The 21,960-nt window shown below is 64.3% G+C and carries 19 protein-coding genes and 1 pseudogene; 9 read left to right on the top strand and 11 right to left on the bottom strand.

The features are described 5' to 3' along the window. Nucleotides 1–32 precede the first annotated feature (32 nt). The 5 genes from NLR35_RS22780 to NLR35_RS22760 all read left to right on the top strand — a co-directional run bounded on the left by NLR35_RS22780 (nucleotide 33) and on the right by NLR35_RS22760 (nucleotide 4,754). The gene (locus NLR35_RS22780) at nucleotides 33–782 is read left to right on the top strand and encodes a thioesterase II family protein (RefSeq protein ID WP_257168767.1); all 750 of its coding nucleotides are present in this window, start codon (nucleotides 33–35) and stop codon (nucleotides 780–782) included. Nucleotides 783–1,001: 219 nt separating this feature from the next. Continuing rightward, nucleotides 1,002–1,532 (top strand): ParB N-terminal domain-containing protein, encoded by a 531-nt coding sequence (locus NLR35_RS22775; protein WP_257168766.1) that lies wholly within the window; start codon nucleotides 1,002–1,004, stop codon nucleotides 1,530–1,532. A gap of 252 nt (nucleotides 1,533–1,784) precedes the next feature. Further along, nucleotides 1,785–2,543, top strand: coding sequence for an SDR family NAD(P)-dependent oxidoreductase (locus NLR35_RS22770; protein WP_257168765.1), 759 nt, complete (start codon nucleotides 1,785–1,787; stop codon nucleotides 2,541–2,543). Nucleotides 2,544–2,980: 437 nt separating this feature from the next. Continuing rightward, on the top strand, nucleotides 2,981–3,280 hold the full coding sequence (locus tag NLR35_RS22765; RefSeq protein ID WP_257168764.1) for a hypothetical protein: 300 nt from the start codon (nucleotides 2,981–2,983) through the stop codon (nucleotides 3,278–3,280). Between the two features lie 277 nt (nucleotides 3,281–3,557). Then, a complete protein-coding gene (locus tag NLR35_RS22760) occupies nucleotides 3,558–4,754 on the top strand; it encodes a cytochrome P450 (RefSeq protein ID WP_257168763.1) in 1,197 nt (398 codons plus the stop codon). A 751-nt stretch (nucleotides 4,755–5,505) separates the two neighbouring features. On the opposite strand, the gene NLR35_RS22755 is transcribed toward NLR35_RS22760, so the two are convergent. Both NLR35_RS22755 and NLR35_RS22750 read right to left on the bottom strand, forming a co-directional pair. Then, nucleotides 5,506–6,372 (bottom strand): hypothetical protein, encoded by an 867-nt coding sequence (locus NLR35_RS22755; RefSeq protein ID WP_257168762.1) that lies wholly within the window; start codon nucleotides 6,370–6,372, stop codon nucleotides 5,506–5,508. Beyond that, nucleotides 6,369–6,728, bottom strand: coding sequence for a hypothetical protein (locus tag NLR35_RS22750; protein WP_257168761.1), 360 nt, complete (start codon nucleotides 6,726–6,728; stop codon nucleotides 6,369–6,371). Before NLR35_RS22750 ends, NLR35_RS22755 begins: the two co-directional genes overlap by 4 nt. Before the next feature lie 1,058 nt (nucleotides 6,729–7,786). On the opposite strand from NLR35_RS22750, the gene NLR35_RS22745 reads away from it, so the two are divergent. Next, complete coding sequence (locus tag NLR35_RS22745; protein ID WP_257168760.1) at nucleotides 7,787–8,686, top strand: LysR substrate-binding domain-containing protein; 900 nt, start codon at nucleotides 7,787–7,789, stop codon at nucleotides 8,684–8,686. A gap of 293 nt (nucleotides 8,687–8,979) precedes the next feature. Here NLR35_RS22745 and NLR35_RS22740 read toward each other — a convergent pair whose 3' ends face one another. The 8 genes from NLR35_RS22740 to NLR35_RS22705 form a co-directional block, all read right to left on the bottom strand. Then, the gene (locus NLR35_RS22740) at nucleotides 8,980–10,443 is read right to left on the bottom strand and encodes an amidase (RefSeq protein ID WP_257168759.1); all 1,464 of its coding nucleotides are present in this window, start codon (nucleotides 10,441–10,443) and stop codon (nucleotides 8,980–8,982) included. Nucleotides 10,444–10,458: 15 nt separating this feature from the next. Further along, nucleotides 10,459–11,256 carry a xanthine dehydrogenase family protein subunit M gene (locus NLR35_RS22735; RefSeq protein ID WP_257168758.1) on the bottom strand — a complete coding sequence of 266 codons (798 nt, stop codon included), beginning with the start codon at nucleotides 11,254–11,256 and terminating at the stop codon, nucleotides 10,459–10,461. Nucleotides 11,257–11,265: 9 nt separating this feature from the next. Continuing rightward, on the bottom strand, nucleotides 11,266–13,653 hold the full coding sequence (locus tag NLR35_RS22730; protein WP_257168757.1) for a xanthine dehydrogenase family protein molybdopterin-binding subunit: 2,388 nt from the start codon (nucleotides 13,651–13,653) through the stop codon (nucleotides 11,266–11,268). Between the two features lie 2 nt (nucleotides 13,654–13,655). Next, nucleotides 13,656–14,144, bottom strand: coding sequence for a (2Fe-2S)-binding protein (locus NLR35_RS22725; RefSeq protein WP_257168756.1), 489 nt, complete (start codon nucleotides 14,142–14,144; stop codon nucleotides 13,656–13,658). 27 nt (nucleotides 14,145–14,171) lie between these two features. Next, nucleotides 14,172–15,281 carry an ABC transporter ATP-binding protein gene (locus NLR35_RS22720; protein WP_257168755.1) on the bottom strand — a complete coding sequence of 370 codons (1,110 nt, stop codon included), beginning with the start codon at nucleotides 15,279–15,281 and terminating at the stop codon, nucleotides 14,172–14,174. A gap of 11 nt (nucleotides 15,282–15,292) precedes the next feature. Beyond that, the gene (locus NLR35_RS22715; RefSeq protein WP_257168754.1) at nucleotides 15,293–16,183 is read right to left on the bottom strand and encodes an ABC transporter permease; all 891 of its coding nucleotides are present in this window, start codon (nucleotides 16,181–16,183) and stop codon (nucleotides 15,293–15,295) included. Further along, the gene (locus NLR35_RS22710; RefSeq protein ID WP_257168753.1) at nucleotides 16,180–17,061 is read right to left on the bottom strand and encodes an ABC transporter permease; all 882 of its coding nucleotides are present in this window, start codon (nucleotides 17,059–17,061) and stop codon (nucleotides 16,180–16,182) included. Before NLR35_RS22710 ends, NLR35_RS22715 begins: the two co-directional genes overlap by 4 nt. An 85-nt stretch (nucleotides 17,062–17,146) precedes the next feature. Further along, nucleotides 17,147–18,490: a PotD/PotF family extracellular solute-binding protein gene (locus NLR35_RS22705; protein ID WP_257168752.1), complete on the bottom strand. Its 1,344-nt coding sequence runs from the start codon at nucleotides 18,488–18,490 to the stop codon at nucleotides 17,147–17,149. 367 nt (nucleotides 18,491–18,857) lie between these two features. Here NLR35_RS22705 and NLR35_RS22700 point away from each other — a divergent pair, with 367 nt between their 5' ends. From NLR35_RS22700 to NLR35_RS22690, 3 genes and pseudogenes are all read left to right on the top strand, one after another. Then, nucleotides 18,858–19,073: a hypothetical protein gene (locus tag NLR35_RS22700; protein WP_257168751.1), complete on the top strand. Its 216-nt coding sequence runs from the start codon at nucleotides 18,858–18,860 to the stop codon at nucleotides 19,071–19,073. A gap of 29 nt (nucleotides 19,074–19,102) precedes the next feature. Next, complete coding sequence (locus NLR35_RS22695; protein WP_257168750.1) at nucleotides 19,103–19,630, top strand: hypothetical protein; 528 nt, start codon at nucleotides 19,103–19,105, stop codon at nucleotides 19,628–19,630. Between the two features lie 129 nt (nucleotides 19,631–19,759). Beyond that, nucleotides 19,760–20,137: pseudogene (locus tag NLR35_RS22690) on the top strand (RHS repeat-associated core domain-containing protein); the annotation flags it as partial. A gap of 116 nt (nucleotides 20,138–20,253) precedes the next feature. Here the strand turns inward: NLR35_RS22690 and NLR35_RS22685 are convergent. Then, nucleotides 20,254–21,942, bottom strand: coding sequence for a DUF262 domain-containing protein (locus NLR35_RS22685; RefSeq protein ID WP_257168749.1), 1,689 nt, complete (start codon nucleotides 21,940–21,942; stop codon nucleotides 20,254–20,256). Nucleotides 21,943–21,960: the final 18 nt, after the last annotated feature.

Here is a 21,960-nt window from a genome sequence, read left to right as displayed (position 1 = left end):
GTTCCGAACGATCTCATCACGATGAGCAACAGATGACCGCGACGACTCTTCTTTATTGTATGCCCTATGCCGGTGGCAGCGGCCGCGTGTTCAGCACGTGGCAACGCTTCTTCCCTCCCGACATCAAGATTGTTTCCGTCGACTATCCCGGACGCGGAACCCGCATGCGCGAGCCGCTGCTTGATTCGATCGCGCGCATCGCGGACGAATTGGCCGAGACGATGGCATCACACGATCATGCGCGCTACGCGTTGTTCGGGCACAGCATGGGCAGCCTCGTCGCGTTCGAAGTATGTCATCGACTCGTTCGGCGTCACGGCTCGCCGCCCGCGCTTCTCGCCGTCTCCGGACATCGCGCTCCGGGCGCGCCACGACAAACGCCCGCGATGCACGATGCGCCGGATGCGGAGTTCATCGCGCATCTGCGCGAGCTCGGCGCGACGCCGCCCGAGGTGATCGCAGAGAATGATCTCATGGCGATGCTGCTTCCGATTCTGCGCGCCGACTTCCGCGCCTGCGAGAGCTACGCGCCCATGACGGGCCGCATGCTGTCCGTTCCGATCGCAGCCTATGGCGGCCTCCACGACGCCGAGGTCGGCGCGGCCGAGTTGCGCGCCTGGCGCAGGGAGACGACGGGTCCGTGCGTCAACAGGATGTTTCCCGGCGATCACTTCTATCTCCGCGACCACGCCGCCACGCTCGCCGCGGCCTTGCAGCACGACCTGCGCGCGGCGCTCGCCGCGACGCCGGATCTTGCGACCTCGCACGCTGCGGGACACTAAGGGACGCCCGGAGCGGAGCGGCCAGGCGGCATGCGCCACGGCTCCGCATCACCGTGCTTGCGGATGGCGGCGCAATGTCCCTATGGTAGCCGCCCGCGTCTCCTCTCGCGATGCGGCGCGCCGCAGTTGGAATCCGCGCCCCGCGATCGTCCGACCGGCCCGCTGGATCTGGCGTGATCGAGAGGAAGCCGCGGGCGTAACGACAAGGGAGTCCCGACTGTGTCCGCTCCGGAAAGCTTGCCCATCGACAAGATCCACATTCCCGACAAGAAGCGTAAAGCGCTCAAGCCGGACGTGGTCGACGCGCTGGCCGAGAGCATTTTGGAAGTCGGCCAGCGCGAACCCATCCTCGTCCGCCGCGACAAGGACCATTTCGTGCTGGTCGAAGGCCTGCACCGCCTGGAAGCCTGCAAGGCGCTCGGCGAAGGCGCCATCAAGGCGCTGCTGGTCTCGGCCGAGGAAGCCCGCCAGCGCGAGCTCCCGCCGCCGCCGCCCGATCCGGAGCGCGAGAAGATGGAGCGGCTGCGCAAGCTGCGGCTGGAGAAGGAGGAAGCGGACAAGCTTGCCGCGGCGTCGCGTAGCAGCGCGGGCGCTCACGCTGCGACACGTCCGCGCACACCCGGTGAGACGACACCCCGGAGCGGCCGCAGCGGCGCGTCCAAGCCGGCGCGCTCCGGCGCCACTGTCGCCGCCCCCAAGACGCTGTCCGACTGGATCAAGCAGCAGGAGCGCAGCGGCGGCCGCTACTGACGTTCACGCGCCGCCAGGCCATGTGCAAGCCATGTGCAGGCCATGTGAGTGACGACGAGAAGCGGCCTGCGCCCGCCTGCGTCGCCGCACCGCAGCGGCTTCGGCCGCGCAGGTCTGGGCATGACGGCGTCGAGCGACGCCCGACTACCAACTCGAGCGCCCCTGTGCGATCCTCTCCCGCTGCGGCGCTACGCCGTTGCATTGCACGTCATCACCCATCCCCGTCAGCCACCGAGATCGAGAGGACGCCCCATGCCGACCGCCATCTATCCCAGCCTCAAGGACCGCACGGTGCTCGTGACCGGCGGCGGCTCCGGGATCGGCGAAGCCATCGTCCGCAACTTCCTCGGCCAGGGCGCGCGCACGGCCTTCATCGACATCGACCGCGAGGCCTCGGAGACGCTGCTGGCCAGCCTGCCGGCGCAGGCGCGCGTCCACTTCGAGCACGCTGACGTCAGGGACATCGCCGCGCTTCGCGCCGCGATCGACGGCGTGCGCCGCGCCTTCGGCCCGATCACGGTTCTCGTCAACAACGCCGCCCGCGACGACCGCCACAGCATCGAGGAGGTGACGCCGGAGTATTGGGACGAGCGCATGGCCGTCAACCTCAAGCATCAGTTCTTTGCCGCCCAGGCGGTCGCGCCCGACATGCGCAGCGCCGGCGGCGGCGCGATCGTCAATCTGGGCTCGGTGAGCTGGGTGCTCGGCCAGGGCGGAATGCCCTGCTACACGACCGCGAAATCCGCCATCCAGGGCCTCACCCGCGCACTGGCCCGCGACCTCGGCCCCGCCAACATCCGCGTCAACTCGATCCTCCCCGGCTGGACCATGACCGAGCGCCAGCTCAAACTCTGGCTCACCCCCGAAGGCGAAGCCGAGCTGATGCAACGCCAATGCCTCAAGCGCAAGATCATGCCCGACGACATCGCCCGCGTGGTGCTGTTCTTCGCATCGGATGATGCCGGCGCCTGCACCAACCAGAACTACATCGTCGACGGCGGCTGGGTGTGAGAGCGCTCAGCGATCGCGTCAGACACCACCTCCGCCATCACGGCACAACCACCTGCCAATGAGTTACTCCGTCATGCCCGGGCTTGTCCCGCTTGCGCGGCCGAAGCCGCTTCGGCGCGGCGAAGGCCCGGCCATGACGATGTGGAAGCAGACGAGGCCACCACCAACACGCCCGTAGGGCGGATCAGCGCAGCGTGATCCGCCGCCACGCGCCGCACTCCATGCCCATCTCCCGAGATCCCGAACTGCGCGCTCCCGCGCAGGACAGTTTGCCGCGCCGCCGTCGGCCCCGCAGCGGGAACGGGCCATGTGGCGAGCCGTTGCCGACACGCACGATGCGGACGCCTCGACAGCGCATGCCCGGCGCTACCGCCGAACGTGGTCCGCATCATCCCCTGGCGACCGCCACATCCCCACCAACATGATTGGAGTCCCCGATGCGAGCAACCATCGCTGCCCTCTCCGCCATTCTTCTCGCAAGCACGGTCGGAGTCTCCGCGGCGCCGAGCGCCGCACGCTTCGAGAGCCGCGAAGCGACGACCTCTCCGATGCGCCTGGCGCAGCGCGATCACCGCGACCGCGACGGCCGCTGGCAGCACGAGCAGCGCCGCTACGATCATCGCAGCTACGGTCGGCGCCACGGCCCGCCCGCCGGCTGGCAGCGCTACCGCTTCCGGCCGCACGATTATCACCGCCGCGGCTGCACGCAGATCGGCCCCGCCTGGTTCTGCCCGTAGCCGCCAGCGCATCCGTCCCGCATATGCCTCAGCGCAGGCCGTGCGGGACGGACCGCCCGAGATCCGCCGCCTCGCCCCCAACTCCATCCACCCCATCATCTCAGCAAGTGCGGTGCAGCATGCCCGCCCAGGCACACCACGGAACGGACGACGTTACAACCCGTTCACACCGCATCATCGCCCTCCCCGGGACAGCGCACCAGCATTGACGGCGTCACCCCCGCCGCTATCGTCAGGGCCAGGATACACGCCGTCCCCGCATCCACAGGAGCGCTCCATGCTGACCGCAGGCTTGGCTCGGACTCTGGCCCCTCTGGACGAGACCATCACCATCGCGGAGCTCACGCGCGATCCCTATCCGATCTATCAGCGGCTGCGGCGCGAGGCGCCGGTGCTGCGGGTCAAGTCGGTGGGCCGGACGTTCCTCACCAAGGCGGCCGACACCAAATATGTGAAGGACAATGCGGCGCTGTTCTCGTCCGACGATCCGAACACGCCGATGAAGCGCGCCTTCCTCGCGCACACCTTGATGCGCAAGGACCACGACGAGCACCGCGCCGAGCGCATGGCGATGATGCCGGCTTTGATGCCGAAGACGATCGAAGCCGTCTGGGAGCCGCTCTACACCAAATTCGCCACGGACTATCTCGACCGGCTGCCGCGCGGCGAGATCGTCGACCTGTTCCCCGCGCTGGCCGGCCCGCTGGCCGCGCGCATCCTGGCTGAGGTGATGGGCGTCCCGGACGCCAGCGACGACGAGATGCAGCGCTGGTCGCAGACCCTGATCGACGGCGCCGGCAATTTCGGCTGGACGCCGGGCCCGTTCGACGCGTCCGACATCGCCAATGCGGAGATGGACCGCTGCATCCGCGCCAATATGGAGCGCGTGCGCGCGATCCCGGATTCCTCCGCGCTCTCCTTCATGGTCAACGCCAAGACCCCGATCGCCGAAAGCCAGATCATCGCCAACATCAAGATCGCGATCGGCGGCGGCATCAACGAGCCGCGCGACGCCCTGCTGACGATCCTCTACGGCCTCCTCACCAATCCGGAGCAGCTCGAAGTCGTGCGCGCGGACAACAAATGGCGCGCCGCCTTCGAGGAAGGCGTGCGCTGGGTGGCGCCGATCCAGGCGAGCTCACGCCTTGTCATGGAGGACACCGAGATCCGCGGCTGCCTGATCTCGAAGGGCGACACCGTGATGACCATCCAGGCCTCCGCCAACCGCGACGAAGACCTGTTCACTGACGGCGAGCGCTACAACGCCCTGCGCGACCCCAACCCCCACCAGGCCTTCGGCAACGGCCCCCACCACTGCGCCGGCGCCCACCTCTCCCGCCGCACCGTCGGCGCGATCCTGCTGCCGATGCTGTTCGAGCGGTTTCCGCGGATGGAGCTGGTGGATGCGGGGAGCGTGCGGTGGCACGGGTTCGGGTTTCGGGGGCCGCTGGGTTTGGCGGTGAGGCTGGGATAGAACTGCGGCGCGTCGATCGTCAATCCAATCGACATGCTTCGCCAATGCGCGGAGATGGAGCTAATCATAGAAGGCGTTCTTACGGACTAGACGGCATGGCTGCCTCTCAAGGCTCGAATTCGATCAGATTGCCGAAATCAAGCTTTTGGATAAACCGCTTCACATTGCGAGGCCCGATTTGGAAGATGTGCAGCGACGGCCTGCACCGCTCAACACCTTGGAGCCCTGATCGACGCTTTCAAGATTGAGCAAGTTTACCAGTATCTAACCGGCACCGATGTTCCGTCAACGAATGGCGGCCGCGACCGATAAGTTCAATGACATGCGCGAAAATCTTGATAAGGAGCGCAAGTTCATGGGCCGTCAATGGGCCAAAGCGTTAAACCCAGATCCTCCCGGTCATCGCCTCGACGGTCGGCATAGTTGGTGACCTGCAAGCGATCGCCGGAAAGGCGACGCCTGAAACTCCAGGACTAGACGTCGCGTTCCTAAAGGATGTGTCCGAGAAGGAGTCAGGCTGACTGATCGATCTTTACGCCGAGTAGTTCACCTTCTCTTTTCAAGATCGCGAAGGGCTTGTATTTGGCGCACCGGCGCGAAGGGCTTCTATCATAAGGAACCTTCGCGGAGGCCGTAGAATATCTTTAAAGCTGTTTCAGAACTGACCGCACTCCAGGCTTATCTCGTCGCGGAGAAGGGCTGCAGAGTCACGACGTTAGGACTTCGGAGCCCTTATCCTCTCAACAATAAGCTAAGAGCTTGATTGCTCGCTCTGCTGCCGAACTGACGGCCGGAGCGTCTTGATGATATCTCGGACAACAGGATAGGAAAATCCGCTAACCCAGCCGACCACACCACTCAACCATGGACGCGATCCTGTGAAGTCGTTCAGGAGCACGCCAAGTAATCCAATTTGGATCACCCCAAACGCCAGGACGAAGGCAAGCAAGTAACCGATCATAACTGCGATGAAGAAACGCTGACCTGATGACCAGCGCTCTGGGTCAAACGAGAGCAAGTCCCCAAATTTGAGGTTGCCTGTTCTGAAATTAAACTCCGTCCAGACGCCAAAAGCCGCGCCTGCCGGTATCCAAAGGGCAGCAAGCACAGCGACAACTAGCGGAGGAAAATTACCTTTGGCGTCGGGCCCTGGTAAATAGATTCCATAGGTGGAAGCTGCAAAGATGGCGAATCCGGCTACAACGGTTGGCAACAATATAGCGAGCGTATAGCGCGTATACTCGAACCAAATTCTGTTACGGCTTTCGTATCCTTTTTGAAGAACCTGCCGCTTCGTACTTTCTAAGCTGTCCTTGCCTTCTCCAATGCGATAGTCAGGCCCGCAGCAGCCGACTTGACCAGCTAATTGAAGCCGCTCCATGAAATTAAGCAAGGCTTCTGCGTCATCGCGAAAAAACGTCACGACGGATTGAGCGGCCCCTTCGAGATCGAGCTTCAGCTGACGCAAATCCTCCGGCGGCTCCGGGGCGCCCGACACTCGCTCAAAGAAGAGATCCGTAGGAGGTTCGTCTATCAGAACTCTTGAATAGTAGCCGCCGGCCATCTGCCTTTTCTCTTCATCGGTCTCCGCGGCTGCTTCCTGACCTCCTTCCATCACGGCTTTTTTCCTTTTGACCTCAGATGCGAACAGTCCGGACAAGGCTCAAGCGCACTTGGCGGCTTCCATCCTGGAGGAACCGTTATGTAGAGCCTGTCTGGAGCCACAATGTCCATCGCATGCTTGACGATCTCCGCGCTTGCGCTCCGTACCGCATCTTGCCTCGCAGCGTCTCCTTCAAGCTGGGCTAAGTCTTCTAGCTGCCTGCCCAGTGTCGCGATCGTCAACGCGATAAGGGCAACATGATCGGGCGGGGTCGGCGCCCCCCCATGTTGCTGTTGCTGTTGCTGTTGCTCGTGTTTCTGCTGCGACTGTTGCTGTGCCTGCGCAGAAACCTTGTGATACTGACCAGACATCGAACTTTCTCCTGCACTTATTCAGCGAGTTCAATGCGCAGCAACCTATCAGCGGTCCATGACCTGACACTTAGTTGCATTTCGGGTTTTAGCGAGACGACGACCCAAATGTCGCTTCATGATGACGCCAGAGGAATCAAGCACAGTGCGATCAAGAATTCAACTATGATAGAACATCCTATCTTAGATGGCGGGACCTCAAACATCTTCGACGCTTTGATCGGCGGCAAAGCGCAAAGCTGATCTCTCTGCCGATCAAAGGCGTGTCATGAGTTTGTCGCCGTCGATTATCCAAGTGAAACAGCTTTCGTAGCTCCGGTCCACCTCGCGCCGTCCTTCATCGTCGTTAGCTCCTCTGGCCGTCGTAATACCAATTTAGTTGCCGACGAGAACCCACGCCGATGGAGCAGATCGTTGCAATCAAGGGTAAGCTATGGCCGCTCGCATCCCGCCCATGCCCCCCCAAACTGCCCGTCGTGCCAATCTGCCGCATTCCGTCGGGCAACTTCGGCCTTGCGCCGTCGGGCAAATCAGATCGACACTCATCGCCGTCTCCTGCTCACTAAAGGGGCGTTTCGCGATCGTCACGGACCGTGGAGCGGGAGGTGCGGTGGCCGCCTGGGGTCGGCGTGCGCGTTTCGCGTGCGGACGAACGAACCCCAAGCGGACGGTCAAGCCGTGTGGTCCCGACACCCCGATGCTGGTGTCTTGGTCGGTCACGATGCCGATGACGGGGGCAAGCAAGCCCGGTCCCCTGGGAGAGCACGGAGCAGCCGTTAAGCCCATCGCGCAGGGAAGGCCGGAGTGTTTCGGCCAATCCTGTGGTGACTGCCGCCTGCTTTTCTTTCTGCAGGCGGGCCATGGGTGCGGCCTGCACCCGGCCTTCCCTGCGCCCTTCTTCTGACAAGGGCGTACCTGCCAGCAGAGCTCGGACGCGACAGCGCGCCGCGAGGCGGCGGAGCCGCGCGCGGAATTCTTGTGAGGTCGGGTCACGCAGGTCAATTGGCCGCAGCCCGCATTGCATGAAATTTGCATCGCGCGGGCGGTATGGATCACGAATGAACCTCATCAGCCTCGACATCCGCATGCTCAGGTCGCTGATCTCGGTGGTCGAGACCGGCAGCATCACCGAGACCGCCCGGCGGCTGGGACGCACCCAGCCGGCGATCACCTTGCAGCTACAGCGGCTGGAGGAGCTCACCGGCAAGCAGCTGTTCGTGCATGGCGGCCGGCGGCTGGCGCTGACCGAGGACGGCGGCATCGTGCTGACCTATGCGCGCTCGATCCTGCGGCTGCATGACGAGCTGATCTCGCAGCTCGCCTCGCAGGAGATCGAGGGCCAGGTCGTGCTCGGCACGCCCGATCTCTATGCGGCGTTCATGCTGCCCTCGATCCTCAGCGTGTTCCGAAAATCCTTCCCGCGCATCCAGGTCGAGCTGAACTGCGCGCTGTCGACGCCGCTGGTCGGACTGGTGAAGCGCAGCGAGGTCGACATCGCGCTGGTCACCCGTATGAACGATTTCACCGGCGGCCAGGTCGTCCGCCGCGAGCAGCTGGTGTGGATGACCGGCGAGCAGTCATCGGCGCATCAGGAGCATCCGATCCCGCTGGCGCTCTTGCCCCAGGGCAACATCTATCGCGACCACGCCATCGCCGCGCTGGAGGCTGCGAATTTGCGCTGGCGCGTCGCCTGCCAGAGCGAGAGCGTCGGCGGGCTGCAGGCGGCCGCCTTCGCCGGCATGGCAGTGACCGTGCTCGGCCGCAGCGCGCTAGTGGCCGGCATGCGCGAGCTCGGCCCCGCCGACGGGCTGCCGGCGCTGCCGCAGGTCGAGCTGCTGCTATACAAATCGAGCGGCGCAACCTCGAAGGCCGCCACCGCGCTGCACGACTACCTCGCGCATTATCTGCGGCTCGGCGACCAGCACGGCGCGACCGGAGCGCCGATCGAGATGGGGTGAGCGTGCGTAACGCGCACTGTCCTTGTGAGCTCCCCTTTCACGCCACGTCATTGCGAGCGCAGCGAAGCAATCCAGGGGTGGCGAGCGGGACTCTGGATCGCTTCGCTGCGCTCGCAATGACGCGGAGCAAGAGGACAAAGTCCGGACCTCACGCAGGCGTCCGTAGGGTGGGCATAGCGGCCGCAAGGCGGCCGTGTGCCCACCGTCGCACAACGAACTCATCAGCAAGATGGTGGGCACGGCGCCTTTGCGACCTCGCTTGGCGGGATAGCACCCCCGCGCCTTTGCCCACCCTACGACAGCTTCGCCTCAGGCCACCTCCCCGCCCAGGGCTGCGCCTCCTCGAACGCCGCCGCGATCTTGAAGATGGTCGGCTCGTCGAGCCAGGGCGCGACGATCTGCAGGCCGATCGGCAAGCCCTGGCTGTCGAAACCGCACGGCACGGACGCCGCCGGCAGGCCCGCCAGGTTCATCGGCCAGGAGAACGGCGACCAGCCGAGATGCGGATCGACCGGCTTGCCGTCGACCATGGCCACGCCGAGTTCGCCGGCCCCGAAGGCCGTCACCGCGACAGTCGGCGTCACCAGCGCATCGAAACGCTCGAACAGATTGACGAAGGCCGCGCGCGCCTGGGTGCGGCGGTAGCTGGCCTCGATGTAGTCGACGCCGCTGTAGCGCCGGCCGGCCGCGATCACGTCGCGATAGTCGGTCTCGCAGCTCGACAGCTCATCGCCGGTCTTGTGCGCGACGGCCGCGGCCTGCTCGACGAAGGCGATCGGCTTCAAGGTGCGCTCAAGGATCTCGCGATCGAGCGCGATCTGATCGGCCGCGATCCGCGCCCCGCAGCTTTCCAGCACGGTGAGCGCCTTGGTGAAGGCGGCACGGACGTCGGGGCTGACCGCGGCGTAGCCGAAATCGGCGCTGGCGGCGATGCGCAGGCCCGTCAACGACCGCGGGCTCGCATCGAAGCGGCGCTGCGCCACCGCGAGGCTCGCCGCATCGCGGAGGTCGTGAATCGCGATCGTCTCCAGCGCCAGCGCGGCGTCCGCCACGGTGCGCGTGATCGGGCCGGTATGCGCCAGCGATGCCCAGGATGGCGGCGCGAAACCGGGCGAGCGCGGCACCAGGCCGAAGGTCGGCTTCAGTCCGAACACGCCGCACAGCGAGGACGGCACGCGGATCGAGCCGACGCCATCGGTGCCGATCGCGATCGGCCCGCAGCCGGCCGCGACGGCCGCCGCCGCGCCGCCGCTCGAGCCGCCGCTGGTGTGCGCCGGATTCCACGGGTTGCGCGTCAATCCCGTCACCGGGCTGTCCGCCGTCAGCTTGTAGCCGGACTCGCAGGTCGTGGTTTTGCAGGTGATGATCGCGCCGGCCGCCTTCAGCGCCGCGACGACCGCAGCATCGACATCCGGCACGAAGCTCCTGTTCATCGGCGAGCCGGCATAAGCGGGCACGCCGGCGACGAACACCAGATCCTTGATGGTGACGGGGATGCCGGCCAGCGGACCGCACGGCTCGCCCGCCTGCATCGCCGCGGTGATGCGCGCGGCGTCCGCCCTCGCCTGCTCATACATCGCGGTCACCACGACGTTGCAGCGGGCATCGGTGGCTTCGAGCGCGGCTATGACGTCCTCGACCACATCGACCGGCGTGAAGCGCTTGCGGCGGTATCCCGCCAGGAGATCGACGGCGGACAGGCGAGCGAGATCGGACGGCGCGTCCGCGGCGGCCGCGTGGGCAGACAAGGCTGTCATGATGGGGTCCTGAGGCTACCTCGATGCGGCCGCAACGGCGCGCTTGGCCATCACCGTGACGAGATGCGCCCGGTAGTCGGCTTCCGCATGGATGTCGGATGCGAGGCCCGCGGCATCGATCTTGATCGAGGCGATGCTGGTGGGTTCGAAGCTGCCGTTCAGGGCCTGCTCCATGGCGGCGACGCGGAACACGCCGGGGCCCGCGCCGGTCACGGCCACGCGAACACCGCCGGCGAGCTTGGCGACGAACACGCCGACCAGCGCGTAGCGCGACGCCGGCGCCTTGAACTTGGCGTAGCCGGCCGCGAGCGGCACCGGAAAGCGGATCGCGGTGATGATCTCGCCCGGCTGCAAGGCGGTCTCGAACAGGCCGAGGAAGAACTGATCCGCCGCGATCTCGCGCGCGCTGGTGATGATGGTGGCGCCGAGGCCGAGCACGGCGGCCGGATAATCTGCCGAGGGATCATTGTTGGCGACGGAGCCGCCGAGCGTGCCGCGGTTGCGGACGGCGGGATCGCCGATCTCGGAGGCGAGCTGCGCGAGCGCGGGGATGCGCGCCTGCACGATCGGCGACGCCGCGACGACAGCATGCGGCGTCATCGCGCCGATCGTCACGGTCTCGCCATCGTCGCTGATCCCCTTCAGCGCCGGCACCTTGGCGAGATCGACCACCGCCGTGGGCGCCGCGAGACGCTGCTTGATGGTCGGGATCAGCGTCATGCCGCCGCCGAGCACCTTGCTGTCCTCGACCGAGGTCAGGAGCGTCACGGCGTCCGAGATTTCGCTCGGCTGATGATAGGCAAATGCTCTCATGTGTCCCTCCTACTCCGCCGCCACCGGCAGCGAGGCGTTCTGCAGCAGGCGCCAGATCCGGTTCGGCGTCGCCGGCATGTCGACATGGGTGACGCCGAGATGCGACAGCGCATCGACCACCGCGTTGATGACGGCCGCCGGCGAGCCGATGGTGCCGACCTCGCCGCAACCCTTCACGCCCATCGGCGTGTGCGTGCACAGCGTCGAATGCGTCGCGACCTTCATCATCGGCAGATGGTCGGCACGAGGCACGCAATAGTCCATCAGCGAGCCCGAGACCAACTGCCCGGAGCTGTCGTCGTACACCGCGTTCTCGTACAGCGCCTGGCCGACGCCCTGCACGATGCCGCCGTGCAATTGGCCCTCGACGATCATCGGATTGATGACGGTGCCGACATCGTCCACCGCCGTGTAGTTGACCAAGGTGACGATGCCGGTCTCCGGATCGATCTCGACCTCGGCGATGTGGCAGCCGCCGGGATAGGTGAAGTTGACCGGGTCGTAATAGGCCTGCTCCTCCAGGCCGGGCTCGAGGATCTCGAGCGGATAATTGTGCGGCACATAGGCGGCGCCCGCGATCTCCTCGATGGTCTTGACGCGGTCGGTGCCGGCCACCGAGAACTTGCCGGACTCGTAGTGGATGTCCTGCTCGCTCGCCTCCAGCAGATGCGCGGCGATCTTCTTGCCCTTGACGATCACCTTGTCGGCCGCCTTCGACAGCGCCGCGCCGCCGACCACGAGGGAGCGCGAGCCATAGGTGCCCATGCCGAACTGCACGCGGTCGGTGTCGCCGAACACGATATCGACGTTCTCGAAGGGCACGCCGAGCTTGTCGGAGACGATCTGCGCGAACGTCGTCTCATGGCCCTGGCCGTGGTTGTGCGTGCCGATCAGCACCGTCACCTGCCCCGCGGGATGCACGCGCACCGTGGCGCTCTCATAGAGACCGCCGCGGGCACCGAGCCGGCCGGCGAAGCGCGACGGCGCCAGGCCGCAGGCCTCGACATAGGTCGAGAAGCCGAGCCCGCGGAACTTGCCGTTGCGCGCCGACTCCGCCTTGCGCACGCCGAAATTCTTGACGTCGGCGGCGACCAGCGCGCCGTCGAGACAGCCCATCGGATCGCCGGAATCGTACTGCACCAGCACCGGCGTTTGATACGGATAGGCCTCCTTCGGGATCATGTTGCGCCGGCGCAGCTCGACGCGGTCGATCCCCATCTCGGCCGCGGCGACATCGACGATGCGCTCGACCACGAAGGTCGCCTCGGGACGGCCGGCACCGCGATAGGCGTCGACGGGAACGGTGTTGGTGAACACGACCTTGACGTTGCAGTAGATCGCGGGCGTCGTGTAGACGCCGCCGAGCAGCGGAGCATAGAGATTGGTCGGAATGTTCGGCCCGAAGGTCGAGAGATAGCCGCCCATGTTGGCGAGCGTCTTGACCCGCAGCGCCAGGAATTTTCCGTTTTCGTCGAGCGCGAGCTCAGCCTCGGTGACGTGGTCGCGGCCATGACGGTCCGACAGATAGCCTTCGGAGCGGTCGGCCACCCATTTTACCGGGCGCAACACACGCTTGGCCGCCCAGGTGATGACGGCTTCCTCGCCATAGTGGAACTGCTTGACGCCGAAGCCGCCGCCGACATCCGGCGCCACCACGCGCACCTTGTGCTCCGGCAGCTTCAGCACCAGCGCGCTCATCAGGAAGCGCACGACATGCGGAAACTGGCTCGTCGTCCACAGCGTGTGGTGGCTCTTGCCCGGATCATATTCGGCGATCGCAGCCCTCGGCTCCATCGGATTGCCGATCAGCCGGTTGTTGACGAGGCTGAGCTTGGCGACATGCGCTGCCTTGCGGAACGCCGACTCCACGGCCGCCTTGTCGCCGAGCTCCCAGTCGCAGCAGACATTGTTCGGCACGTCGTCGAACAGCTGCGGCGCGTCGGGGCGGACGGCGTCGAGCACGCCGACCACCGAAGGCAGTACCTCGTAATCGACGCTGAGAAGCTCCGCAGCCGACTTCGCCTGCTCAAGCGTCTCGGCGATCACGAACGCCACCATGTCGCCAACGAAGCGCACCTTGCCCTGCGCCAGCATCGGGAATGGCGGCTCCTTCATCGGCACGCCCTTGGCGTCCGAGATGCCCCAGCCGCAGGGCAGCGAACCGAGCCCGTCGGCGGCGACATCCTCACCGGTCAGCACCGCGACCACGCCGGGCGCCGCCAGCGCCGCAGCCTTGTCGATGCCGCGCAGCACGGCATGCGCATGCGGCGAGCGCACGAACACGCCGAAAGTCATGCCCGGCCGCTTGATGTCGGACACGTAGTTGCCGCGTCCGGTGAGGAAGCGTTGGTCTTCCTTGCGCTTCGGCGCGGCGCCGATCCCGATCACTTGCCCCATGGTCACTCTCCCGCTGACGTGGCGTGCATGGCGGCAGCGCCGGCCATGACCGCGATGACGATGTTCTGGTACCCAGTGCACCGGCAGATGTTGCCTTCGAGCCCGTGGCGCACCTCGGCCTCGGTCGGCGTCGGGTTGGCGGCGGCAAGCGCCGTCGCGGTCATCACCATGCCCGGGGTGCAGAAGCCGCATTGCAGCCCGTGGTGCTCGCGAAACGCTTCCTGCATCGGGTGCAGTCCGTTCGAGCCCGCGGTGGCGCCAAGCCCCTCGATGGTCAGCAAGGTCGCGCCGTCCAGCGCAGGGGCGAGCAAGGTGCAGCTCTTCACGGGAACGCCGTCGAGATGCACCACGCAGGCGCCGCATTGGCTGGTGTCGCAGCCGACATGCGTGCCCGTCAGGTTCAGCTGCTCGCGCAGGAGATCGCTGACCAGCGTTGCCGGGTCCACGTCGACCGTGGTCGCACGGCCGTTGAGAGTGAAGGAGATCTGCACGCTGTACTCTCCGTTGTCGAAATGGAATCAGGCGAGCGGGCGGGCGCGGTCCGCCACCCAGGTGGCCAGGACGACGTCGCCGACATTGAAGGGATCTGCGAAATAGGTCTTCTCGGGCACGTAGGCGACGAACTCGTCGTCCGTCACGGTGTCGAGCATCACCTTGACAAAATAGCCCTGGTACTCGATCGCGGTGACGCGGCTCGGCAGCGCGGTGCCACAGCCCGGCGGCAGCGTCGCGCCGGGACGGACCAGCGCCACGTCGTCGCGCCGCACGGCGATGTCGATGGTGTCGCCGACGCCGATCGCGGCGCGCTGCGGCGGCAGCGGCAGCTCGATCGCCTGCTGCGTGCTCTGCTTGAGCACGAGGCTCTCGCCATTGACCTTCTCGACCCGGCCGGACAGCACGTTCTGGCCGCCCATGAACTCCGCGACGTAGCGGTCGCGCGGGTTGGCATAGACCTCGCGCGCCGGCCCGGCCTGCTTGATCTTGCCCTGCTCCATCACCACGACGAGATCGGCGAGCGCGATCGCCTCGAGCTGGGTGTGGGTGACGTGGATGAAGGTGATGCCGAGCTCGCGCTGCATCCGCCGCAGCTCCTGCCGCATCTGCACCCGCAGCTGCTCGTCGAGCGCCGACAAGGGCTCGTCCAGCAGCAGCACGCGCGGCTCAGTGATCGCGGCGCGCGCCAGCGCCACGCGCTGCTGCTGGCCGCCGGAGAGCTGCGCCGGCAGCCGGTCGGCGAACTGCGTCAGCCGCACCTTCTCGATCATCGCATCCGCCGCCCGCAGCCGCTCCGCCTTGGACTGGCCGCGCACCTGCAGCGCGAAGGCGATGTTCTCGCGCACCGTCAGATGCGGAAACAGCGCGTAGGACTGGAACATCATCGCCGTGCGCCGCTGCACCGGCGGCAGGCCGACCACGTTGTGGCCGCCGATCACGATCTCGCCGGCGGTCGGGTCCTCGTGGCCAGCGATCATGCGCAGGATGGTTGTCTTGCCGCAGCCGGACGGGCCGATGAAGCAGCAATAGGCGCCGTCGGCAATCCGCAGATTGACACCGTCGACAGCGCTGACGACGCCGTCATAGCTCTTGCAGACACCCGCCAGCTCGATATCGCCTCGTTCGATCCGCATCCGTGACAGCCTTATCCCTTGATCTTCTGCGCACCGCGCCGCTTCTGGATCAGCACGATGCTCCCCAGGCTGACGCCGATCACGATGAAGGACACGATCGTGGTCACCGTGCCGAGCGCATAGAGCGAGGGCGAGGTGACGTTCAACGTCATGCTCCAGATTTCCAGCGGCAGCGTGTTGAGCGAGCCCGCCGTCTGCAAGGTGCGGGCGAATTCGTCATAGGACAGCGTGAAGCCGAACAGCGCGACCGCCACGAGACCTGGCGCCAGTACCGGGATCATCACCAGCCGGATCGCCTGCCAGCGGCTGGCGCCGAGATCGCGCGCCGCCTCGTCCCAGGCATTGTTGAAGCGCGACATCACCGCGAACATCACGAGCACGCCGAATGGCAATGTCCACGACAGCTGCGCGCCGAGCGCCGAGGAGTACCAGGCCGGGCTAAGCCCCAGCGCCTGGAACAGCAGGCCCGTTCCCAGTCCGAGCACGAGGCCGGGCGCCACCAGGCTGCCGATCATCATGTAGAATACGACGCTGTCGCCCTTGAAGCGGCGGCGGAAGCCGAGGCCGGCCAGGAACGAGATCACCACCGTGATGATCGTGACCATGACCGCGAGCTTGATCGAGCGATCGAACGAGCCCTTGACGTCGCCGGTGCGCACCTGGGTGAACAGGTCGACGAACCAGTGCAGCGAGCGCCCCTTCATCGGAAACACCAGGCCGCCACGGATGTCCTGGAACGACAGGACGTAGATGCAGAACATCGGGCCATACAGCGCGATTACATAGGCCGTGAACAGCGACGCCAGGACATAGAACGTCCAGGGCCGCCGGCCGCGGCTCGGCGCGATCGCCTTGCGCGAGACCGTGTCCTTTTCAGGTGTGTCGACGACCATGGCGCTCATCGGGCGATCTCCCGGCGGATGTCGACCGTGCGCAGGATCAGCGTGACCATCGCGAGCAGCACCAGGGTCAGCAGCACGGCGCTCGCGGCCGCCGTCGGATATTGCAGCACGCCGACATCCTCATAGAAGGCGCTGACCACCGAGGCCGAGCCGCCGCCGGACATCACCTTGACCACGAAGAAGTCGCCCATCACGATCGAGACCACGAAGATCGAGCCGAGCGCGATGCCGCTCTTGGCCATCGGCACCACGATCAGGCGCAGGATGTCGAAGCGGCTGGCGCCGGCGTCCACCGCCGCCTCGATCAGCCGCTTGTCGATGCGCGCCATCGCGTTGAAGATCGGCACGATCATGAAGATCGTCAGCTGGTGCACATAGGCGATGACGACGGCGAGATCGGAGAACAGCAGTACTTCGAGCGGCTGACGGATCACGCCGGTCGACAGCAGCGCGGCGTTGATCAGCCCTTCCTTGCCGAGCAGCGGGATCCACGAGATCATGCGGATGATGTTCGAGGTCCAGAACGGCACGGTGCACAGCAGGAACAGCCCGATCGCCAGCAGCTGGTTGCGGACGTGAAAGACCAGGAAATAGGCAACGAAGAAGCCGATCAGCAAGGTGAAGATCCAGGTCAGCACCGTGAACTTGATCGTCGCCAGATACAGTTTCAGAGTGAGCGCCGAGTGCAGCACCTCGACATAATTAGCGAGCGTGAAGTCGGGCGTGAGTCCGCCGAAACCGTCGGAGCCGAAGAAGCTCGCCGCCAGCACCACCAGGATCGGCGCCAGGAAGAACGGCACGAGCACGGCGACCAGCGGCGACACATAGAGCCAGCCGGTCAGGCCCGAACGAGAGGTTGAAGGAGGACTCGGCATCATCTCTGAGATTGCTTCGCTGTCGCCTTGGCCGGCACTTGATCGTGCCGGCCGTACATGGGAGAGGCAGGATTCAGGCCACCCTGACTTAGGCCACCTTGAAGTCGTTCCAGCGCTTGTTCATGTAGGCGGCCTCGTCCATCAGCGTATTCCAGCAGGAGATGTTGGTGACGCGATCGAGGAAGGAGCCGCCGTCGCGCTTGGTGCCGGCCTTCTCCATCGGTACGCCATAGGGATCGTTGACGACCTCGGGCGCGGGCTTGCCCTCATACCAGAACTCCCATTCCGCGGCCGTGAGGAATTTCTTCGCCGTCGACGGCACCGGGCTGTAATAGCCGTAGCGCGCCACGAAGCCGCCCTGCCAGCCAGACAGGTACCAGTTGAGATACTCATAGGCCGCGTCGAGCTTCTTGCCGGTGAGGTGCTTCATCAGGCCCATGCCGTTGCACCAGCCGCGATAGCCTTCCTTGCCGTTCTTGATGTTGACCGGCGCATAGACGCAGGGGATTTCCTTCACGCGCACCGCGGCAACAGCCGGCGACCACATCGACTGGATCACCACCTCGCCCGCCGCCATCAGCTGCACCGACTGATCGAAGGTGGTCCAGGTGGCGCGGAACTGCCCCTGCTTCTTCAGCTCGATCAGCTTGTTGCAGGTGAAGTCGATCTCCTCCTTGGTCATGTTGCCCTTATTGCCGTACTTGATCAGTCCGGCGCTCTCGAAGCACAGCGCGGCGTCCATGATGCCGATCGCGGGCACGTCGAGGATGGCAGCCTTGCCCTTGAACTTGGGATCGATCAGGTCCTTCCACTCGGTGACTTCGTGGCCGACGAGGTCGGGGCGGTAGCCGATCGAGTCGGCGTTGTAGACCTGCGGCAGGAAGGTCGCCCATTCCGTGACGCCGTCATGCAGATCGGTGGAGTCCGGCTTGGAAATGTACATCGCCTCATAGGGCGAGATGCCCTGGCGCGGGATCTTGTGGCCGTTGATCTCGCCCTTGGTGAAGATCGGCAGGATGTTGTCGAACTCCTTGATCTTCTTGACCTCGATGCCCTGGATCACGCCGCGCTTGGCAGCAAGCTTGGCCTGCCAACCCTCGAGGTCGGCGATGTCGACGCTGTTCGGCTGGCTGATGAAGCGGTTGATCGCGGCCGACGTGTCGAGGTTCTGCATCGTGACCTTGAAGCCGAGATCCTTGGCGGCCTGGTCGCCGATCGCCTTCACCACCGAATAGGACACGCCGACATGGCGCAGCTCGATGTCCTTGATCTCCTGCGCCCAGATCGTCGGCGCCCCCGGCAGGATCTCCGAGCCCACCACGGCGCCGGCGAAGGCGGCCGCACCTTTCAACAATGAGCGCCGGCTCAGCTTGTCTCTCGGCGCCTTCTTCTGCGTCTCTGCCTTGGACGTGCGTTTTTCATTGTCGCGCATAGCAACCCCCGCTGGTTACAAGGCGGCGCGACATCCTTCGTTGGCTGTCGGCTCGCTTGCGTCTCGATCTTGACGCGAGGCTATCGGCGGGGTTTGGCGAAGTAAAATTGGAAGCAAAAATTGCGGATATAAGCGCGGCTAATGTCAAATCTCGGCTGCTTCAGCTCTCGGCAATCGCACAGATCAGCGCCAATCGGCTGAGAACCGATTGAGCACCGGCCCGATGTTCGCCGCAAACGACTTTCGGTCTGACAACAATGCGAACAGAACAGGCGCGCGCCGTCTCACCTTTGCGTTCTGCAACGTCCGAGACTCCATCGCCATCTCATGACGCTGCGGCCAGCGCCACGCCGAGTTGACCTCACCGATGGACGGCGTGTTCCTGCTCCGATCGGGCAGCGATCCGGACGCGGTGCGAGCGCAGGCCGTAACCATGACCGCTCGCACCCCGCGCAGCGGTGGCGCCGGGCACGAGCCGCCACGGCTGGTCACCGCCGCTCAGGGCGCGACGGGCGCAGAATCGCAGGCCGGATCGACGCCGTCGCCGGCCAGCGTCAGCAGGTTGGCAATCGTCACCGTGTAGGCGGTGCCGGCCTTCAGGTCCGCGACCAGATGGATGATGAAGTCCTTGACCGGATCGATCTTGACCGCCGTGATGGTGGCAGGCGGATTGAACGTGTAGTTGGCGGAGTTGATGGCGGTGTCGGACGTCGGCGCAATGCTGAGCGTAAGGGCGACGCCGCCCGGCTCCGCTTGGGCCTTCAGCTGCCGGTCACGCCGGTGGCCAAGGAGTACAGCTACGATGCGCTCTATCGCCTGGTCGGCGCGACCGGCAGGAGCCGGCTGGCCGACAACACGATCGCGCCGTACAGCCAGGCCCTGAGCTACGACCGCAGCGACAATCTCATCTCCGTCCGCCACAGTCCGGCCGGCTCCCGCGATGACCTCGCAATTGCCGTCGCGCCGGCCTCGAACCGGGCCGTCGCCCAGGCCATGACGACGGCAGGCAAAACCGTCGACGGCTTCTTCGACGCGGCCGGCAATCTCACCGCGCTCGAGAGCGGCAGCACGCTCGCCTACGACTTTGCCGGGCGGCTGGTGACGGCGACGGCCGCGGCGACGGCAGCCGCCTATCGCTAAGATGTCGACGGCTGCCGCCGCACCCGGCACACATCCGCTGCCGGCACGACCGCGACCTGGCAATGCGTCGGCTCGACCTGGATCGAGACGGTCGCGGGATCAGGCCAGCCGGACCAGCGCACATTCCATGTGGTGGTGCGCGAGCACGGCGAGGATCTGCTGATCGTCAGCCGCGAAGCAGGAGCCGCGGCGCGCGAACGCCATCTGCTCACCGACCGGCTCGGCTCGGTCACGGTCGCACTCGACGGCCAGGGCGCGCTGCTCGGCTATCGCGACTACGATCCCTACGGCAGCGTCAGCATCGCGCTCGATGCCGGCCGTGCGCCGCGCGGGCCCGATCTCGGCTTTTCGGGCAAGGAGCACGACGCCGAGACCGGCCTGTCGTATTTCGGCGGCCGCTACTATCAGCCGGGCTGGGGCCGATGGCTGACCCCCGATCCGCTGGGTGAGACCGACGGGCCCAATCTCTACGACTATGTCGGCGACAATCCCACCACCCTGATCGACCCGAACGGACTGGAGAAGAGGAAACGAAAAGCCGCCGCTGAAGCCAATCGGCGAATGGGCTCGACGCGCGCGGCCACGGCCGCATGCGTCGGCGCTTTGCCGTCGTGCGTCCCTGCTCACTCGAACGTAGACATGTCCTCTTCGAGATCATCGGTGCGAGCAGTTTGGTTCTGCCTGTCTACTTCCCTCGGGATAATGCGCTTCATAAGCTCTCCGCTCACAAATTCGGCTCGCCGGCGTATGAACTCCGAATAATCGTCACTCCAAACGCCGAACGCGTCGAGATCATTGATAAGATGTGTTTTCATTGTTGCCGCCAAAGTCGCATTCTCCCGCTCGAACTCCCTCATGTAATCCGACGGAGGTCGCGCGCGGATTTTGCGCTTATTCAAGTAATCGTCGACAATCGTTATGTTCAATACATTATTGATGCTGGCCTCATCGACTCCCTCCTTGGAGAGATACGCTCGCGGGAAGAAGTGGTGGTAATTTTTGCTATTTGATTGCTTCAACCAATTATTCTGAATGTTTACCTTGCCATTGTCATTGAACGACTTTGGTTCATGATAGGCATAAAGGCACAGTATCGCCTTTACAAAACTTCGGCCCGCATTGAACCATCCGTTGGCTATCAAGAAGTCAGGCGACGGGTTGATTGGCCAATCATATTCGGGGGATTGATCATGCAAGATCGAATCAATCCGCTTCACGTCCTGAACAAGTTTGCTTTCTACAGCAGACGAATAGCGCCCGCCCAGCGAACATCGCCAAAAGAAATCCTCAAGCAGCGCTCTTTGCGTTGCGTCGGGCTTATCCGGATGATGAAAAAAGTAGTATCCAAAAGGAACGAGGAGAGTGTTGTACGGAAGAAGCTGGGAAACTGGAATGCGGTATGTACTGCGAAAATACTCGACCGCCCGCTCGGCGGCATCAATAGCTTTCGGCCATAGATCGATGAATTCCTTCTTCCCAAGCTTCAAAATTGCCTGCTTCTTGCAGTCGCCGATCAAAATAAGCGCGATAAGCTGGAGAATCGTAGCGTCTGATATGGTTTCGTAATCCACAGGAGTAAGCGATGAGACAAGCTCGTCGAAGGCTTCAGAGAGGTCGAACCTTCTCTTTTCGTCGTAAGTTTTGGCCACCATAATTTCAAACAACGACAACGGCTTTCCACCCACATTGATGCGGGTAAAGATCTCGGTGGCAACTTCGATGGGAACGTCGCGAACGCGAATGATCGAGAAGTCGTAGGATTGAATACGTTCCCTGTATTCATCGAGCTTCGGATGAAATAATTCTGGATAGGCTGACAACTTCTTTAAACCACCTTGCAGCAAATCGGACAGCTTTATACAAGACGACCTGTCTTTGTCGGCGAGGTCAGTTATAACAATCTGCTCGTCTGATGTTGCTTTAAGATCGACATAGACTTCAGAGAAATCCTCGACTGAACCCGGGTCACGCTCGATCTTGAGGCCCTTCAAAACAGCAAACAAGCTGGTCAACCGCTGTTGTCCGTCAAGCACAAATGACACCACGTCACCGTCCTTCGGCTCCGGCAGGCGAAAGTTGCCAAGGTCCCTGACGCTGCGCAGTCTCTCTTTTGTGTCCCAAAAAATGAACGTGCCGATCGGATACGCCTTGATGACGCTATCGATCAGCGCAGCCGATTTCTGGATCGACCAAACGAAATCGCGTTGAAACTGAGGGATTTTGATCTCTCCCTTTTCAATATCGCTCAATAATGTCGTGTAGCGAGAATGCGTAGGCACCGGCAGCGCCAACGTCAGGCTTGCTTGGTCCATTTTTTCCTCCACAAAACG

The organism is Bradyrhizobium sp. SRS-191 (genome assembly GCF_024586915.1).
GTDB lineage: Bacteria > Pseudomonadota > Alphaproteobacteria > Rhizobiales > Xanthobacteraceae > Bradyrhizobium.
The sequence above is the reverse complement of the archived record's forward strand: the minus strand, read 5'-3'. Positions and strand labels throughout refer to the sequence as shown.